Here is a 16898-nt window from a genome sequence, read left to right as displayed (position 1 = left end):
TCTTTAGGCTCAAGAGAAAGGAACTGGTTAGTTGATAAATAAGTTATCTAAAATGATTCGTCCGGCTCTCGGGACGGTCTCGCCGATTTTTATCGCAGGAATCGCGTTGACGGCGGTGGTCATTTATTTTGGAAGCCAGTACCTTAAATTGAGCTACCAGAACCGCTTAACCGAAACCGCTTTGGTGACAACGAATGGCGTCACCAGTTTGATTACAGATCGCCTTAACCATTATCGAACTATGGTCAGTTCTGTAGCCAATCATCATCAGGAACGTATCTTTGAACTGGCTGCCGGTGGAGGCTATCCTTATGACGTCACCCAGGTCTCCAATGATCTCGATACGCTTTTTCGAGATGTTGATCAATTTGCGATTTTAGATCAAAAAGGGAAGCCGATGGTTGTCAGCAAGGGGCAGCCGTTGGGTGCACAGTGCAAGCATCTGATTGAAAATGAATTTCAAACCCCGTCATCAACTGGAGAGATTGAATTACATCGAAACGGAAAACACTACCATTTTGATGTGATTGTGAAACTCGATCGCGGTAATCAGCACGCCGCACTGCTGGTCAGCTTTTCTTTAGAGCGTTTTCAGAAGTTGCTATCTCAATTTGACAGCCCGGAGTTGGAGCTGGTGTTGGTGAGGGCGGCGAGTCCTAAGGTTCCGGTTTTATCTTCATCCAGTATGTCCCTCAATGAAGACTTGGTTTCATTTACAGATAAGCAACTAAAAAAAGCGTTGGCCGTTGAGAAGGTTGAGCATACACGCTGGCTATTATTGGGATTGCCAAGCAGTGGCCTGTTTTCAAAACATGCGGAACAGGTCAATTACGTAGCATGGTCTCTTTTCCTGGTCGCTCTTCTCTTATTCATGGCGTTTTTGTATTACCTGAAGAGAGCGAATGAAGCTCGCTTCCATGCGGAACAGAAAGCGTCTTACAGTGCATTGTTCAATGCCGGCCCGACTGTGCTGTTCGAAAAGGATTTTCAGGCAGGCATGTCTATCGAATACGTTTCACCAAACGTGCTTCAATTGTTAGGGTTTACAGATTCCGAGCTGATGGCCGAGCGAAGTTTCTATGACCTGATTCATCCAAAGGATCTGCAGAACTTCAAATACAGTATGCTGCAGGCCATTCAAAACCATGCGCCGTCGTTTGAGTTGGAATACCGTCTCATGTGCGCAGATTGGCACTATATTTGGGTTTACAGTTTGGTGCATCTCAATCGCGATGGCCGTGAGAAGGTCCAGAAAGTTCAAGGTTATATTACCTCTATACAAGCTCAGAAACTGGCGGAACAGCAGGCAACGACACTGATTGAAAACGCGCCGGATGCCATGGTGGTGACAGATGACAGTGGGCGGATTCAAAGCGTTAACAAAATGGCCGAATCCATGTTTGGTTATCTGAAGGATGAATTGATCGGACAGTCGATGAGTCGTCTGATTCCTTCTTATGCCGACGCCTTGGAGTGGCAGTCTGAACCTCAGATTACGCCTTATCGTGAGTGCGTCGGTGAGACGCGTTCCGGTCGAGAATTGGCTTTGGGTGTCAGCTTGAGTCGTCTGCAGACTTCCGGAGGCGTGGTGATTGCGACGGTTATTCGTGATGTCTCGGTTCAAAAAGCAGCAGAAGAACAGATGATGTTGGCCAAAGACCGAGCGGAAGCTTTGGCCTTGGCAAGAAGCCGCTTCTTGGCGATGATCAGTCACGAAATTCGAACTCCGATGAACGGTGTCCTCGGTATGGCTGACCTGTTGATTGACACGCCCTTGAATGAGACTCAACAAACGTATCTCGACGCAATTCGTGAAAGTGGCCGTTCCCTGATTTCGATCCTTAACGACGTGTTGGATTTTTCCAAACTCGAACAAGGCGGTATTCAGATTTATGAAGAACCGTTCAATCTGCACGAATCCGTGAATAACAGTGTTCGGCTGTTGACGCCATTGGCCAAATTGGGTGAGGTTGCATTACAGCAATCTTTGGATGCCGACTGCCCGGTATGGGTCAAGGGCGACGCATTGCGATTGCGCCAGATTCTGCTCAATCTAGTCGGTAACGCCATTAAATTCAGCCCGAAAGGTCAAGTGTTACTCAATGTCTCGATTCTCAAAGAGGATGAGGTGTCCTACTACTTACAGTTCAGTGTTCAGGATAACGGTATCGGGATTGCGAAAGAGCACCATAAAGGCCTATTTGAACCGTTTATCCAAGTGGATAATTCGACTTCGCGCCATTTTGGCGGAACCGGTTTGGGGTTGGCGATTACCAAGCAGTTGGTGGACTTGATGGATGGAACCATCCGTGTTGTGTCCGAACTCGGGCAGGGCAGTACCTTTATTGTTGAATTGCCTTTCCATAAGGCTGATGACGTCGAAGTGAGCAACGCCGATTCTGTGGACTCTCTTCCAGAGGCGATTGTTGCCCAATACGACACTCGTATGGCGTCTTCGGAGCCTTTGTTGCAGAGAAAGCGGAGAAAGTCTCAAGAAGAGGGTGATAAACCGCTGAAAAGGGTCTTGTTGGTTGAAGACGATCCGACCAACCAGCAGATTGCAGAAGCGTTCATTCATAAGCTTGGATTGGAAGTGGATGTGGTTAATAACGGACTTGAAGCTTTGGAGTTCTGGCGTTTGCACCATGACAAGTTCGGACTGATTTTGATGGACTGTCAGATGCCGATTATGGACGGCTATGAAGCCAGTCAGCTGATTCGCCATGAAGAGGTGCAGCTGAATACGAAAGATCAGGCGGTCATTATTGCCTTTACTGCCAACGCCTACGAAGAAGAGCGGAATCGTTGCCTAAACGCGGGTATGGATGATTTGTTAGTGAAGCCTTTGTTTGTCGAAGAATTTAGGGAGAAATTGTATAAATGGTTCCCTGAACTCAAGATGTCGGGGCCTGATCAAAGCGACAAGGTGGAGAACTGATTGGAGTCTTGCTTTGAAAAGTAAGAAGCATGAAACCGAACAGGCCTGTTCGATTTCAGGGAAAAGGTTGAGCGCCTTTTCTAAGGCTTTGACTCAAACTTATTTCTTATAGAGGTCGCTTGGATCGATTAACGGGTTGCTGAGGATTTCAACATGGTTGTCTTCCACGGCGGTGTAGAAACAGCTTCGGCGGCCCGAGTGACAGGCCGGTCCAGTCTGGTCGACCTGTAACAAGATGGTGTCGCCGTCGCAATCGAACGCCAGTGACTTTAGAACTTGTATCTGGCCGGACTCTTCGCCTTTGCGCCAGTAGTTCTGGCGTGATCGGGACCAGTAGCAAACGCGCCCGGTTTTCAACGTTTCTTCCAGTGCGGCCAGGTTCATCCATGCCATCATCAACACTTCTTTGGTGTCATACTGTTGGGCAATGGCCGGAATCAAACCGTTCTCATCGAACTTGATCTGAGATTTAAGGGTTTCCCAATCAAAAGTATCGCCCTGTTTGGCCTTTTCCAATTGCTTGAATGTCGGGGCTTCGGACATGGGCTTATCCTCGCTTGGCGTTGGCGAAAGCGGCTGCAAACGGGTTGTTGGTGATCTCTTCCTTGACCGCTTTCTGCTTTTTCACAGCAACCTGCGATTTACGGCCTTTCTGAAGCATCGCTTTGAACAGTTCCACCGTTGCACGCGCATCGGCCAAAGCGTCGTGTGCGTCGCCCGGAAACGGTTTTTCCAAAATGCGTTCATAAGCATCGGTCAATTTAGGTGTTTTGTAGAACCAGTACATTTTCTCGCTTTGCCAGCGTAACGCTCCGATCAAATCTTTGCTGAGTTCTGCCGCATCCAACCAGGTGTTGTAGTCCAGCTCGAATGGCAACATCTTTTTGGCCGCACTTTTTTCCAAATAGGCAAAGTCACTTTCCGTGCTGTAAGCCAAGACCACGTCCGCATCCTTAAGGGTTTGGTGGATGGTATCCCAGGCTTCTACCAGTGTCGGCTGATCCTGTACCATCTCGGTGGTGATGTTGTGTTTTTCGTTTTCGGGAATGTCGTAACCTGGATTGATCAACTGGTTGAACAGTTCGTTGCCATCGATGTCGCAGGCGGAAACCTGAATGATGTCCGCTTCCGGATTGGTGCTGATGTCGGTGGCTTCGATGTCGATGCAGACGACGTTTTTGCCGTTCAGTTCCTGGTCGTGTTCCTTAAGTTTGAACAGGGCGTCGTTGCGACGTTCCTGAATCAGCGGAATCACTTCGGAGGAGGTGAACTCTTTCATTAACGCTTCGAGTTTGTTCTTGAGGCGGTTGACCGACTTTTTCAGAGATTTGCGAACCGCTTCGTCTTCGCTGCTGCGTTCGATGAAGGTGTCGACGTCCATGGTTTCTTCTTTTACGACCAGTTTCTTCAAGGTCTCGGCCACCAGTTTCTTGACGTTGAAGTCGAAGATTTCCAGTGGCGGAATAATGATGTCCGCATTGAGCAACGCCTTTTCGCCTTTGGCTGGAGAGGCCATGATCTGTACACCTTTGATGTTCAAACCGTCGGAAGCGGCAACCGCAACGAGATATTCTTTTAAGGGTTGGTTTCGTTTGTCGATCAGGATCAGTTGTGCGTTACTCATGGATATATTTAGTTTTTATGTCAAAAATGGCTATTCTACCAGTTGAAAGGGGGATTGGTTGGGCAAATGTGGAAAATCAACAGGCCTGCTCGTTTTCTGAATCCATGCGTTGTTGCAATGCGCAGCTGTAGGCTGTGGTTCGGAGTTTATTCTGCGCCTTGTAATTCGCCGGCCGAGCTCTCTTTCAATGTGGTCTGAACCGTTTCGTGATCCAGCTTTACCCAGTTGATCAGTTGGATGTTGCCGTCGAAATCCTCCGCCAATGCTGTACAGGACTCGACCCAGTCACCGCAGTTGTAGTAGGTGACGTCCGGACTGATCTGACGGATTTCCGCGTGGTGAATGTGGCCGCAGATGACACCGTCCATGTTTTTGTTCTGAGCCTCTTTTGCAACCGCATTCTCAAAGTCGGAGATGAAGTTGACCGCTCGTTTGACACGGGCTTTAAGGTAAGCCGATAAAGACCAATAGCCAAATCCCAAGCGGTGGCGTGCCTGGTTGAACCAACGATTGACATGCAACATGCTCTCATAGAGGAAGTCCCCGAACAGCGCAATCCAGCGGTGGCATTGCACCACGCCGTCGAACTGGTCACCGTGAATGCACCAGATTTTGCGGCCGTCGGCGGTCGTGTGAGTGTACTCGTCCAGCAGGTCGATGTTACCGAACTGGATGCCGGAGTATCGGCGAAGCATGTCGTCGTGGTTGCCGGTGATGTAGATTACTTTGGTACCGCGTTTGGCACGCGTCAGGATGCGGCGGATGACATTGGTGTGTTCCTGTGGCCAGAAGACACGCTTACGCATGCGCCAGCCGTCAATGATGTCGCCAACCAGAATCAGGGTTTCGCAATCGTGCTTTTTGAGGAATTCGCTCAGGTAGTTGGCTTTGCAACCTTTGGAACCCAAGTGTGTGTCCGAGATCCAGATGGTTCGATAGCGTTTCGGATTGCTGGAAGAGGAATCCTCTTCTTGGCTCTCCTGAGGGCTGGCGAGAATTTCTTCGGCTTGTAGTCGCATCCATGTCGGGGTATTCGAGTTCATTGGTTCTCTCAAGGCGGTCGTTAATCGGGTTTAAAGTTCGTGTTTCTGCAAAAGGTCCGGCGCATAACGGTTGAGTAATTTGGCAAACATTGTCTGTATGAAACGCTGTGTGCACGGAAGGTGTTTGACGTAAAGTGCCGTGTATTCGACAACCGGGCGACCGCCGCGTTGGCGCTTGAAATGGCCGGCGCCCGAACTGAGGTTGAGCGACAATTTACGTTCATGGGTCTGTTTGAGCAGTACGGCCATCAATAAGCGATAGAGACCAAGCGACTTTGGAAGTCGCGTATCGTACCCGACAATCGGTGCGGTGATGATGCCGTGCAGGGTAAACAGACCGATGCTGCCAACAATCCGTCCGGTTTCATCCTGAAAACTGAAAAATTCCACAAGTTGTTGGCGGTGCAGAAATTCAAGGTAATCCGCCGTGAACTGAGGGTTGTATGTGGAATGTTTTTCAATGAACAATTGGTTGAAGCAACGTTCGATTTCAAAGAAATCGGAACTGCGATGCTGGTAGGGTTCAAGCAATTTCAGGTTGGTGTTTCTTAGCAGACGCTGGTCGTTTTTAACGTTATTGCGTCTCCACCACGTCGGGTCGTCTTTCATAAACAGGTAGACCTGACGTGCCGGTAACAGTATCCAGCCGTTTGATGTCAAATGCTGCATTAACTCTTTATTCGTTTCCCGGTTTAGAGAACGGATGCTTAGGCTGTGTTGCGGATTGGAGTGGGCTAGCTTCTGGGTCAGTTCGCAAACCGTGTTTTCTTGCCAGTTTGGAATCGGATTGGTTGAGAACATCCAGTTGTTGATGGAAATGGTCTGGTTGATTTTTCCAAGTTGCAGTAAGCCGTCGGCAAGCCAGATGACACCTTTGAAGAAACGTTGTAGTTTTGGGCTTTTTAATAGCCCTAATTCATCGCGCGCATAGCGGATATAGGCGGTATAAGGCGAGCAGACATAACTGTTGTCGTATTCGGTTTCATTGCGCGTGACCGGAACGGCCTGGTTTTCGATCAGCATACTCTCGAGTTCGGTCTGAACGTTGCGGATAGCCCCCGGCGAGGCGTGTTGTTGCATGGCGTTGACTTCCATAACGTATTTTTGGGTTGTGGACCAAGCCATTTCCGGAGGAAAAGTAGACATGAAATCGGTTTCCATTGACGATTAAGGTTCCGCTTTGTGGCGATAGAGGAAAACGCCGCCGTAAATACCTGAACGATCCATTTGCGTCCAGTGATGGTTTTCGATGTCGTCCGTTGTCCAGTGACGCAATAGCTCGGCAGGCAGCTTTTGCTCAAGTGGCGAATGCGTACCTGCGGTGCGGAAGACGACTCGTGCGTTCGGCATCGCCGTGCGATTGACTTGCTCCCAAAGTTCTTTCAGTTGTTGCTCGTCCATCCAGTCTTGGGCGTCCAGGAACAGATAGGCGTTCAGGCTGTTGTCCGGCATCTGTTTCAAACGTTCGGTCATCGATTGGTGGTGTACGTGTACTTGGCCGATTTCCGCTTGTAGGGTTTCGAAGTTTTCCTTTTTCAGATAAAGCGGAACGGCTTGTCGGTGGTCAATGTCGTATTCCCGATTGAAAGCCTGCCAGGCAAAGTAATTGTCTTTGAGTGGGAAGTCACAAGCCAAGTGGCGCGCACGTTCCTTGAGCAGGTCGTGCATGCCGTGACGGGCGCTTTTGGATTCTTGGTGCATCTCTTCGAATTGAGCCGGCGGAATTCCCAGACTGTACATGACTACCGAACGGTGGCACAGGAACTTGACGATAGGTGTATCGAACACCGGTGCGACATGCTGGTCGAACAAAGTCTGCTGTTCTTCCTGAGTGCGGGCGCGCATCACTTTGGAGATGTCGTATCCGTGGCGCTTACTGATCCAGTGAATCAAGCCGATGAATTTTCCGAGTAAACCGTGGCGGTAAAAACCATCGGCAAACAGTTGGATGCGTTTTTTACCCCAGAAGTTTGCTTTGCCTTCCCAGTACTCGCGGGTTTTTAGATCTAGATTTGGCTGGATGTAGGCGTGGTAACGATCCATGTTTTTTTGTAGGTTGGCCTTACCGAAGAAGTCGAAAAAAGATTCTTGATCCGGCAGGTGTTCGGCTGCGACCAGTTTGAGTTTGAGTAACGCGATATGGGCTTCGTTCAAGTCGACGACATCGATGGATTTCGGCTTTTCGGTCAAGTAGTTCAGTACATTGCAGCCACCGGACGAAATGGTGAAAATGCGAGAGTCTGTATCGAGTCGCAAAGCTTGAATGTCTACTTCGGGATCTTCCCAGATTTGCGGGTAGACCAAGCGGTCGAACCAGGCGGTGAATAAACGGTCCAACAGCCCTTTTCGGCTCAGAATCGAGGTGTTGTTGACGGCTGAATCCAGCAGGTCTTTGGTTTTAGTGGGTTCGACAGAAGTAGGGCTGATGCTCATAACGGTTAACCTTTGTGCCTTCAATACGGAAATACATTGATATGGCATTCATCTTAAAAGGTGTTTTTTAACCATTTGTGAAGCTTGTATAACAGCTTGATGACCGTTAACGACAGTAAGCGGGTGTTTTGTAACAGTTTTATGAAAATCGGCCTGTTTGCGGTTTGTTGTAACCGAACAGGCCTGTCGAGAAGAGAAGATTGCTGTTTTAACCAATCAGATTAAATACAGAGGAAAGGGTGTCATGCAGAAGTTCCGGTGTCTTCTGGAAGGCGTCGATTTCGTGCATCGGCGAATTGATGATACTGAAGAGCGCTTTAAACTCCGGCAGGTCTTGAGGCGCGCATTGCAAGCTGCCGCAGATTCCGATTGTTGGCACTTGGTGTTTCAATCCCAGCTCGGCGATTCGCATCGGCAGTTTTCCGAAACGGGTCTGTGTATCGATGCGGCCTTCCCCGGTGACGATCCAGTCGATTGAATGTTCTTGTAACAGCGATTCGATTTTCAGGTTTTGGTTGAGTATGTCGAACCCGGGAGTGACTTTGGCTTCCAGCAGTCCTATGAATCCGGCCGCCATGCCTCCGGCGGCACCGGCACCGGGGATTTCGGCCACTTGACGTCCAGTGTGTTCCTCAATGACTTGTGCCCAGTTTGCAAGGCCGCTTTCGAGTGCTTCGAAGTTGTGCTCCGTGACTCCTTTCTGCGGTCCGAAGATGGCGGTTGCCCCCTCGTCGCCCAATAGAGGATTGGTGACGTCGCAGGCCAGTTCCCATTCGATGTCCAAAAGTTCAGCTGGTATGTCTCCAATCTGTTTTATTTGCCTCAAAGCCTGTCCGCCCAGATTGATCTCTTTGCCTTTGTCGTCCAGAAGAGGAATTCCCAAGGCTTGGAGTGCGCCGGCACCGCCGTCGTTGGTGGCAGAACCACCGAGCCCGAGTATGATCTTTTTGGCTCCTAAGGCGATGGCCGCCTGAATCATTTGGCCGGTTCCATAAGTGTGGGTCTGTAAAGGGTTGCGTTCTTCGTGGCGGATTCCCGGCAGGCCTGATGCCTGAGCCATTTCAATCATCGCCGTTTGGGTTTCCGGCTGCCAAGCAAACTGGGCTTTGGTCTTTCGTCCCAAGGCGTTCGATGCCCAGAGTGTTTGTTTTTCGGCCAGCCCCGCAAACACAAAACTGTCAACGAAACCTTCGCCGCCGTCTGACATTGGGCGAGAGATGACTTGAGAGTCCGGATGGATGCTCTGAATGACCTGGGTGGCGATTTCACAAAACTGGATCGCACTAAGGGAACCTTTGAAACTGTCCGGCGCAAGCAGAACGTTAAACGCTTTGTTCATGAGTTATCCTTGTTGAATGCATGGTATAAACATTGGGTCAGCGCGCGACGTTGCGATGGGAGCTGTACGGTTTAACGGTTCGATGGTTGCAGCGTTGCGCCGTTCTTACCATTTTTTGTTAGATTCTATCTTATCAAAGCGAGCTGGTGAAAGGCAGTTTGATTTTATTGGCTGAGGGCCAGGTATTGCGCCCCGATTGAAGCAGGGGGTGACCGATGGCTCTCCATTCGATTGAACAGTTTATGCTTGATCCGTCTTTTCATATTCTCAAATACGTTCTCATTCTTTTGACCGCCTGGTTTCAGTTATTTTGTTTTTCTTGTGTAGAGATGTTTCTTAAAGACATTAAATGAAAAGCTTAACTATATGTTTTATTTACGGTAAGGGGTTTGCACATAAATAACCCACGGGCACCAAAAAAGTGCGTATTCAGTTTCCGGGATGTCGTATCAAGGTTTGTTCTTTTCGTATGAGGCGGTGTTTACGGCGTTGTGGTGAATTGTGCTTATTATGGTACGTGTTCTGCTATGCACAGTGGCCTTGTTTCAAATTGAGGCAATGTGCACTATTTTAACAACGTGAGATTATTTTATGTCTTTTAAAAAGAGCGTTATGTATTCCGCAATACTTCAGTGTCTCGTCGGGACTCTTATGTTTTCATCTGCACAGGCTGAAACTAAGTTTGTTCCTGAGAAGTTTACTGTTGAACAAACAATTAAGCCTGGTCCGAATGTTATCGTAAATGGTGCTAGTTGGGACGGTGCCAGTAAAATTCATATTTACGGGCAGGAAGAGCTTAACTATCAAGGCAGTGTTTCTGCTGGGTTAGTATCCCAGACTTTGCCTTCCAAAGATGGTAAACAGCTTTATGTGCTTTCTCATTATATGAAGCGATATACCTACGGACCAGTTGAGTCTGCGGTTCAGATTTTTGATATTAATACTTTGACTGAAGCGAAAGAGATCATTGTTCCGAATAAGGCTGCGCATGCTATCGGTATGCCGGGTCTGTTGGAAAGAAACTATGATGATAGTTGGATCTATGTACAAAACGCTACACCGGCAACGTCTGTCACGGTTGTAGATAAAAAACTAGGAAAAGTGATCAACGAAGTCGCGGTTCCAGGGTGTTTTGGGATTTTCCCGGCAAAGGATTCGAATAAGTTTTCGACTTTGTGCGGAACGGGAGCAATTAAGTCAGTTACCTTTAATGGAAACAAATATGAAATCAGCGAATCTAAATCAGGTTTGTTTGATGTCAAAAAAGATGCCCTATACGTCCAAGCGATTAGAAATGTAAATGGACTACTGATGATCCCATCCTTTAATGGAAATATTTATATGGTGGATGACAGTGGCAAAGCACCGAAGCTGGTAGAAAAGATTTCAATCACTAAGGGGACTGAGGGGAATTGGGCGCCAGGTGGTTACCAAGTGATGTCTTACAACAAATCACTGGATATGATTTTTGTATTGATGCATCCGGATGCTTACGAGGGCAGTCATAAAGATGCTTCCAGCGAAATCTGGGCGTATAGCATGGATAAGAAAAAAATTATCAGTCGTTCGCCAGCAGAAAACTTAGTCGCCCTTGCTGTTTCACAGGGTAAAACCCCGATTCTATTCGGTTCCAACGAAGAGGATGAAACGGTTGATCAGTATACACTTGCTGATGCAAAAGCCTTTACATTCACTAAAGCAGGAAGTGATGACAAGACGGGATGGTCGACTAATCTGCAGGTGGACCAATGAATGACATCCTCCCATTAGTTAGTCTGGCAAGTTTTGTCTTTATCATTTTAGTAATGGTAAGAGCATCGATGCATAAAGCTTTTGATATTCATGAATTTCAAGGGTTTGTTGCTGACTATGAAGTGCTTCCTGAAAGCCTGGTAAAACCCGTGTCGTATGCCATTGTTGCAGTTGAGATCGGCGCGGTCGTTTTAATGCTGGTGCCTACTTTAAGAGAGTTTGGGTTGATGTTAACCATCGTTCTACTCTCAATTTACGCCCTCAGTATGGGTGTCAATTTAGTTAGGGGAAAAACCAGTATTGAATGTGGCTGTGGGGGAACACCTCAACCCCTCTCTTATACATTGATTCTTCGCAATATTGTTTTAATTGTTTTTGCTCTGCTTCCTCTTTCCGGTCTTCCAGAGGAGTTCGCATTCATGGAAACATTATTGGCGATGGCTGCCGGTGTATTTTTGTGGGTGTTCTACCAATTTTTTGAACAGACAAATGCCAATATGATTTTTATTAAAACTAAACAACTATAGGAACTTGAATTCATGACTGCCTTATATTTTGCAGTAATTTTTCTTTTTGTTGCGGTCATCCTGCTGGGATTCGCATTTTTTATGCTTTCTAGACAGATCGGCATTCTTTTCGAAAGGATAGCTCCTATGGGAGCTTTGGTGAATGAGTCAGGACCAAAAGTGGGCGAAAAGACCCCTAAATTTAGCCTGACCAGCCTAACTGGAGGGAATGTTGAAATTGGGGATCAACAGGAGAAAGCTAAATTAGTTTTCTTTTTGTCCCCGACATGCCCGATTTGTAAAAAAATGTTACCGATCCTTCGTTCTACTCAAAGCAGTGAAGATTGGGTAGATGTTGTCTTAGCCAGTGATGGCGAAGTCGATAAGCATTTACGTTTTATAGAGCACGCGGATTTGAAATCGTTTCCGTATGTTGTTTCTACCGAACTTGGGCTTGCCTACCGTGTTTCCAGATTGCCGTTCGCTGTTTTGATTGGTCAGGATGGAACCATTCGTGCAAAAGGTTTGATCAATAGCCGAGAGCAATTGGAAAGCCTGTTTAATGCACACGATAACAATGTTTCGTCCATTCAAAACTATATTGATTTACAGCAATCATAATTAAAAGGATTACTTTATGAGAAATTTAATTGATCAAATGTTTGCCTTGTTTGATAAGCGAACTGAAAGCATGTCGCGCAACATGGCTCACAATCATGGACGCAGAAGCTTTTTGGCAAAAGCCGGTGCGGCGGTGATTGGTAGCGCCATGTTGCCTCTGTTGCCATTTGAGCAGGCCGGTCGGGCCTATGCTTCCGAAGAGGAAGAAAACCCTATGGATCCTAATAGTTGTAGCTATTGGCGCTATTGCGCGATTGACGGGAACCTATGTAGTGACTGTGGGGGAACCCTAACGAGTTGTCCTCCTGGGGCTGAAGCGTCAAAAGTTTCATGGGTGGGAACTTGTCACAATCCAAGTGATGGCAAGGACTATTTGGTTTCATATAACGACTGCTGTGGTCGCGCCATGTGTAACGGGACATACTGTCTTAAGAGCGAGCGTGAACGCCCAGGTTATCAGATGGGATTACATAACGATATTAACTGGTGTATGGCTAACACATCACAGGGTTATCACTGTACGGTGGCTGTGTTGATTGGTTTGGCGGAAGGCGCTTAATCTTCCACCGATTGTTAATCATCATGTAATTGGCATCGCTCCATTTCTTGGTTAATGGGATGGGGTGATGCCTTTCAAAATCTATTACTTTTAGAGAAGTCGAATGAAATATCGAAATTTGATTGTCGGCATGTTGTTTTTGCTGGCTAGTGGTGAAGCTTTGGCAGTGAAATATTCGCCTGAAACCAACTATGCCTTAAGGTGTTCGGGATGCCATGGTCCTGCAGGTATAGGTACTGAAAAGGGCGGTATTCCAAACTTTCAAGATTTTGTTGGGTCTTTTTCAACGCTTGAATCAGGTCGTAAGTATTTGATGAATGTTCCAGGAGTTGTTGGATCTAATTTGTCGAACAGTGAAATCTCAGAGGTTATGAACTACGTCATGAAAAAATGGGGAGGGGAATCGTTGCCTAAGACTTATCAACCATTTACCGAAGAAGAGGTGAATAAGTTGAAACAATATGATGTTGGAGATGTGGTCGCATACCGCCGTAAAGTAGCAAAGGAGCTAAAAGAACAGGGGTTGCCGGTCGCGCCTTATCCTTGGCCTTAAGTCAATATAAATTCCGTTCGGGCAAAAGGTCTGTCGATGAATTTAAAAAGAGGTTGTAATCTTTTGTCTAAAAAGGGAATGGCTCTTCAGTTGCCGATGCTCGGAACTGAACAAGCCTATTTTGTAAAAATCAGTCGTTTTTCCATTTGATGGAGCAGCCCATGCTGGGAATTTGTTCCAACGGTCCTTTTCCGGTTTGTGCGACCAGTTTCATGGCTTCGAGCAGGTCTCTACGGACGCCTTCTGGGGCGGTTTCCTTACGCGATTCATCCAGACGGCCACGGTATTGCAGTTTCAAATCGGCGTTGTAGCCGAAGAAGTCCGGCGTACAGACTGCACCGTAGGCTTTAGCGACGGCTTGGCTTTCGTCGATGACATAAGGGAACGGGAACTGCCATAGGTCGGACACCTTTTTCATGTTTTCAAAGGAGTCTTCCGAGTATTCATTTGGGTCGTTGGACATGATGGCGATGCTGTTGACGCCGAACTCATCGCGCAGGATACGGGTGTCTTCGACAAGACGTTTATGAATCGCTTTGACGTAAGGGCAGTGATTACAGATAAACATCACCAGCAAACCATTTTCGCCTTTTGCTTTTTCTATTGTCCAGTTTTGTCCGTCTACGCCGGGAAGGTCGAAGTCGATGGCCGGTTGGTCGAAATCGCAAACCGGAGTGGTCAAACTTACCATGATTTTTCCTTATTTTTTTTGTTCAGGGAGTTAAAATGCGTTCATCTAGCATTTTATAGAAATGAAACGATAACTTTAAAGATTTAAAGAACCATTGGGAGAAAAACGTTGAAAAGTTTGATGGATTATATCGGTGAAGCCAAGCAGGAAATTAAAGAAGTGTCTCTGGAAGAGGGGCGTGACTTGGTTGAAAAAGGCGTGAAGATTTTGGATGTTCGTGAACCGGGAGAATACTTGTCTGGCGCGATCTCCGGTGCGATCAACGTGCCGAGAGGCATCTTGGAGCCGGCGGCGGATTTCAATTATCCGGGGGCGAATCCTGAATTGCGCGACGGTCGTGATGAAGAGTGGTTGATTGTTTGTCGTTCCGGCGGTCGTGCCGCTCTGGCGACAAAGACCTTGAAAGAGATGGGATTCAATAACGTGTCGAACTTGCTTGGCGGAATGGATGCATGGCAGTCTCAAGGGTTCCCTATGGTCGCGCCTTCCGACGAGAATATGACGATCACGCTGAAAGAACCTTGCCGTATCGACTAAGTTTGATGAAAAGGATTGGCAGGCCGGTTGGCTTTTGTTGATTCAGATTTTAGATAGAAAAACCCCGCTTTGCGGGTTTTTTTGTTTCGAGCGACATCTTTTGTTTTGAACAGGCCTGTTCATTTTTAGAGAATGTGTGAACTTGCTTGATTCTTGATGTGTAATTTTTCGTATAATTTGACTTCTCATGTTGTCGATCATCAAAGGAGAAGGTCATGGGTTTGAAAAAGTGGTGTTTGAATAATAACGGGCTGAAAGCTTCGGTTTTATGGCTGGCGAGTTTATCGGCTTCGGCTGTCTATGCGGACGATTTGGTGGTTCAGAATGTTGGATTCGCAACGCCGGAATCGGTCGAGTATGCGGCGGCTCAGGACGAGTATCTGGTAACCAATATCAACGGAAGTCCTTTTGATGAAGACAATAACGGCTTTATTTCCCGTTTGTCACCGAGTAGCGAAGTGTTGCAGCTTAAGTGGATTGCCGGCGGCCAAAATGGCGTGACGTTGAATGCGCCAAAAGGCATGGTGTCGATCAAGGATCGTCTTTATGTGGCGGATATTGATACGGTACGCGTCTTCAGCTTGCCTTCCGGAAAGCCTGTTGCGAATTATAAAATCGAGGGCAGTTCATTTCTGAATGGCATTAGTGCTTCTTCATTAGGCGGTGTTTGGGTAACCGACAGCGGTATGGGAGCTGGATTTGCCGCGAACGGTAAGGACGCCATCTATCATGTGTCGGAATCCGGTAAAGTCACGACGTTGACAAAAGGGCAGGATTTGGGACGTCCAAACGGCATTGTGGAGACAGCGGACAAGCAATTGGTCATGGTGTCGTTTGCCAGCGGTGAAGTTTATCGTTTTGACTTGAATGGGAAAGTGATCGATAGCATGCTGTTGGAAAGCAACAATCTTGATGGATTGGTTGTGGATAAGGAAGGCGATCTGATTTTCTCAAGTTGGACGGCGAAAGCGATTTTGAAGATGAAGGGTGATGATGAGCCCGAAGTGGTCTTTTCCGGTTTGGATTCGCCTGCGGATATCGATATCGACACCAAGCGCAACCGTTTGTTGATTCCGTCGTTTAATGGAAATAAGGTTCTGATTAAGACATTGCCGTAATGGTTAAAATTGGAATTCGTTTATTTAGGATATAAAAAAACCGGGAACAAGCCCGGTTTTTTTGTGCTTGCGGTTCGCTGATTAAGCTTTTGCAGCAGAGTATAGTTCGGAAACTTTATTCCAGTTAACCACGTCCCACCAAGCTTGCATGTAAGCTGGGCGAAGGTTCTGGTAACGTAGGTAGTAAGCGTGTTCCCAAACGTCCAAACCAAGAATTGGCGTCCCTTTTACTTCGGCTACGTCCATCAATGGGTTGTCCTGGTTAGGTGTTGAAGAGATTTCCAGCTTACCGTCGGCAGAAACTGTCAACCAAGCCCAGCCTGAACCGAAACGGGTAGCACCGGCTGTATTGAACTTTTCTTTCATTGCATCTAGACCACCGAAGGTTGCGTTGATGTCATCCGCCAATGCACCGGTTGGTGCGCCCATGCTGTCACCAGTCATGACTTCCCAGAAGAAAGAGTGGTTCCAGTGACCACCACCGTTGTTACGTACTGCAGGTGAGATAGAACCAGCGTTAGCAATCAATTCTTCCAAAGACTTGTCTTCGTTTTCAGTACCAGCAATTGCGTTGTTCAGGTTAGTGATGTAGGTGTTGTGGTGCTTGGTATGGTGGATTTCCATAGTGCGAGCATCAATGGAAACTTCAAGCGCATCGTAATCGTATGGTAGATCAGGAAGTGTAAAGGCCATGTTAAATTCCTTTTAAGTTGTAATAAGTATTTGGAAAGTTTTAATTCGTAGACGTTGATATTGTAGTCAACCCTGTTGGATTGTAAATAGTTGAGTCATTTTATCGGGTATTAAGTGCCGGTATTGAAAAACCGGCACGTGAGGCTTTTTATCCGAAAACGTTTAGCAGATGTTGTCGAGTCTTTCCGGAGGTGGAGCGATGTCGCTGAACTTTTCGACTTCATTCGGCGGCATTTGCATGAAATACCCTTTTTTCTGTAGAGAATCTATCACTGACGCAGTGTCTTCACGGGCCAGTTTGCGTTCCGGAGTCAATTCGAAGTCGATGACGTGTGCAGGCTCACCGAACATGACTAATAGTTCCTTAGGCAGTTTTTCCAAACCGTCGTCTTGTGGAACATAGAGGTAAAGTTCCTCTTTTTTGGGGCTTTTGAAGACGGATACGTTAATCGTGGTCATAGGTTTCCCTTAAATTTGAATGCAATAAATTG

Annotated in this window: 17 protein-coding genes; 8 read left to right on the top strand and 9 right to left on the bottom strand. The window is 47.2% G+C overall.

All coding sequences use genetic code 11. From position 1 onward, the window contains the following. The first annotated feature begins 52 nt into the window (after nt 1-52). Nucleotides 53-2938, top strand: a complete 2886-nt coding sequence (locus QCB45_RS08960) for an ATP-binding protein (RefSeq protein ID WP_279420608.1) — start codon at nt 53-55, stop codon at nt 2936-2938. A 99-nt stretch (nt 2939-3037) separates the two neighbouring features. Here the strand turns inward: QCB45_RS08960 and hisI are convergent, their stop codons facing one another. The 6 genes from hisI to QCB45_RS08930 form a co-directional block, all read right to left on the bottom strand. Then, on the bottom strand, nt 3038-3481 hold the full coding sequence (hisI, locus tag QCB45_RS08955) for a phosphoribosyl-AMP cyclohydrolase (RefSeq protein WP_279420607.1): 444 nt from the start codon (nt 3479-3481) through the stop codon (nt 3038-3040). A 4-nt stretch (nt 3482-3485) separates the two neighbouring features. After that, complete coding sequence (locus tag QCB45_RS08950; protein WP_279420606.1) at nt 3486-4562, bottom strand: 3'-5' exonuclease; 1077 nt, start codon at nt 4560-4562, stop codon at nt 3486-3488. A 146-nt stretch (nt 4563-4708) separates the two neighbouring features. After that, complete coding sequence (locus QCB45_RS08945) at nt 4709-5605, bottom strand: UDP-2,3-diacylglucosamine diphosphatase (RefSeq protein WP_279420605.1); 897 nt, start codon at nt 5603-5605, stop codon at nt 4709-4711. 30 nt (nt 5606-5635) lie between these two features. Then, a complete protein-coding gene (locus tag QCB45_RS08940) occupies nt 5636-6751 on the bottom strand; it encodes a GNAT family N-acetyltransferase (RefSeq protein WP_279420604.1) in 1116 nt (371 codons plus the stop codon). Between the two features lie 21 nt (nt 6752-6772). Then, nucleotides 6773-8038: a BtaA family protein gene (locus tag QCB45_RS08935; RefSeq protein ID WP_279420602.1), complete on the bottom strand. Its 1266-nt coding sequence runs from the start codon at nt 8036-8038 to the stop codon at nt 6773-6775. A gap of 208 nt (nt 8039-8246) precedes the next feature. After that, complete coding sequence (locus tag QCB45_RS08930; protein WP_279420601.1) at nt 8247-9377, bottom strand: glycerate kinase; 1131 nt, start codon at nt 9375-9377, stop codon at nt 8247-8249. Between the two features lie 651 nt (nt 9378-10028). On the opposite strand from QCB45_RS08930, the gene QCB45_RS08925 reads away from it, so the two are divergent. The 5 genes from QCB45_RS08925 (at nt 10029) to QCB45_RS08905 (ending at nt 13368) form a co-directional block, all read left to right on the top strand. Further along, the gene (locus tag QCB45_RS08925; protein WP_279420600.1) at nt 10029-11129 is read left to right on the top strand and encodes an amine dehydrogenase large subunit; all 1101 of its coding nucleotides are present in this window, start codon (nt 10029-10031) and stop codon (nt 11127-11129) included. Beyond that, entirely contained in the window at nt 11126-11656 is a 531-nt protein-coding gene (locus QCB45_RS08920; RefSeq protein ID WP_279420599.1) for a MauE/DoxX family redox-associated membrane protein, read from the top strand. Before QCB45_RS08925 ends, QCB45_RS08920 begins: the two co-directional genes overlap by 4 nt. Nucleotides 11657-11668: 12 nt before the next feature. Beyond that, nucleotides 11669-12256, top strand: a complete 588-nt coding sequence (locus tag QCB45_RS08915; RefSeq protein ID WP_279420598.1) for a redoxin domain-containing protein — start codon at nt 11669-11671, stop codon at nt 12254-12256. Nucleotides 12257-12272: 16 nt separating this feature from the next. Next, nucleotides 12273-12815 (top strand): methylamine dehydrogenase light chain, encoded by a 543-nt coding sequence (locus QCB45_RS08910; protein ID WP_279420597.1) that lies wholly within the window; start codon nt 12273-12275, stop codon nt 12813-12815. 103 nt (nt 12816-12918) lie between these two features. Next, nucleotides 12919-13368, top strand: coding sequence for a cytochrome c (locus QCB45_RS08905; protein ID WP_279420595.1), 450 nt, complete (start codon nt 12919-12921; stop codon nt 13366-13368). A 130-nt stretch (nt 13369-13498) separates the two neighbouring features. On the opposite strand, the gene QCB45_RS08900 is transcribed toward QCB45_RS08905, so the two are convergent. Continuing rightward, nucleotides 13499-14059 (bottom strand): thioredoxin family protein, encoded by a 561-nt coding sequence (locus tag QCB45_RS08900; protein WP_279420594.1) that lies wholly within the window; start codon nt 14057-14059, stop codon nt 13499-13501. Between the two features lie 108 nt (nt 14060-14167). Here QCB45_RS08900 and QCB45_RS08895 point away from each other — a divergent pair, with 108 nt between their 5' ends. Together QCB45_RS08895 and QCB45_RS08890 are read left to right on the top strand one after the other, a co-directional pair. Continuing rightward, nucleotides 14168-14596, top strand: a complete 429-nt coding sequence (locus QCB45_RS08895; RefSeq protein ID WP_279420593.1) for a rhodanese-like domain-containing protein — start codon at nt 14168-14170, stop codon at nt 14594-14596. A gap of 215 nt (nt 14597-14811) precedes the next feature. Then, nucleotides 14812-15714 (top strand): SMP-30/gluconolactonase/LRE family protein, encoded by a 903-nt coding sequence (locus QCB45_RS08890; RefSeq protein ID WP_279420592.1) that lies wholly within the window; start codon nt 14812-14814, stop codon nt 15712-15714. 81 nt (nt 15715-15795) lie between these two features. On the opposite strand, the gene QCB45_RS08885 is transcribed toward QCB45_RS08890, so the two are convergent. Both QCB45_RS08885 and QCB45_RS08880 read right to left on the bottom strand, forming a co-directional pair. Next, a complete protein-coding gene (locus tag QCB45_RS08885; protein ID WP_279420591.1) occupies nt 15796-16407 on the bottom strand; it encodes a superoxide dismutase in 612 nt (203 codons plus the stop codon). A gap of 162 nt (nt 16408-16569) precedes the next feature. Next, the gene (locus tag QCB45_RS08880; RefSeq protein ID WP_279420590.1) at nt 16570-16866 is read right to left on the bottom strand and encodes a YcgL domain-containing protein; all 297 of its coding nucleotides are present in this window, start codon (nt 16864-16866) and stop codon (nt 16570-16572) included. Between the last annotated feature and the right edge of the window lie 32 nt (nt 16867-16898).

The organism is Thiomicrorhabdus sp. ZW0627 (assembly GCF_029767005.1).
Classification (GTDB): Bacteria; Pseudomonadota; Gammaproteobacteria; order Thiomicrospirales; family Thiomicrospiraceae; genus Thiomicrorhabdus.
This window is presented reverse-complemented; position numbering and strand designations above follow the sequence as displayed.

Coding starts and splice junctions, on each gene's coding strand:
- QCB45_RS08945 (WP_279420605.1), bottom strand. CDS start 5,605: ATGAACTCGAATACCCCGACATGGATGCGACTACAAGCCGAAGAAATT.
- QCB45_RS08900 (WP_279420594.1), bottom strand. CDS start 14,059: ATGGTAAGTTTGACCACTCCGGTTTGCGATTTCGACCAACCGGCCATC.
- QCB45_RS08930 (WP_279420601.1), bottom strand. CDS start 9,377: ATGAACAAAGCGTTTAACGTTCTGCTTGCGCCGGACAGTTTCAAAGGT.
- QCB45_RS08885 (WP_279420591.1), bottom strand. CDS start 16,407: ATGGCCTTTACACTTCCTGATCTACCATACGATTACGATGCGCTTGAA.
- QCB45_RS08950 (WP_279420606.1), bottom strand. CDS start 4,562: ATGAGTAACGCACAACTGATCCTGATCGACAAACGAAACCAACCCTTA.
- hisI (WP_279420607.1), bottom strand. CDS start 3,481: ATGTCCGAAGCCCCGACATTCAAGCAATTGGAAAAGGCCAAACAGGGC.
- QCB45_RS08905 (WP_279420595.1), top strand. CDS start 12,919: ATGAAATATCGAAATTTGATTGTCGGCATGTTGTTTTTGCTGGCTAGT.
- QCB45_RS08935 (WP_279420602.1), bottom strand. CDS start 8,038: ATGAGCATCAGCCCTACTTCTGTCGAACCCACTAAAACCAAAGACCTG.
- QCB45_RS08880 (WP_279420590.1), bottom strand. CDS start 16,866: ATGACCACGATTAACGTATCCGTCTTCAAAAGCCCCAAAAAAGAGGAA.
- QCB45_RS08940 (WP_279420604.1), bottom strand. CDS start 6,751: ATGTCTACTTTTCCTCCGGAAATGGCTTGGTCCACAACCCAAAAATAC.
- QCB45_RS08925 (WP_279420600.1), top strand. CDS start 10,029: ATGTTTTCATCTGCACAGGCTGAAACTAAGTTTGTTCCTGAGAAGTTT.
- QCB45_RS08890 (WP_279420592.1), top strand. CDS start 14,812: ATGGGTTTGAAAAAGTGGTGTTTGAATAATAACGGGCTGAAAGCTTCG.
- QCB45_RS08910 (WP_279420597.1), top strand. CDS start 12,273: ATGAGAAATTTAATTGATCAAATGTTTGCCTTGTTTGATAAGCGAACT.
- QCB45_RS08920 (WP_279420599.1), top strand. CDS start 11,126: ATGAATGACATCCTCCCATTAGTTAGTCTGGCAAGTTTTGTCTTTATC.
- QCB45_RS08915 (WP_279420598.1), top strand. CDS start 11,669: ATGACTGCCTTATATTTTGCAGTAATTTTTCTTTTTGTTGCGGTCATC.
- QCB45_RS08960 (WP_279420608.1), top strand. CDS start 53: ATGATTCGTCCGGCTCTCGGGACGGTCTCGCCGATTTTTATCGCAGGA.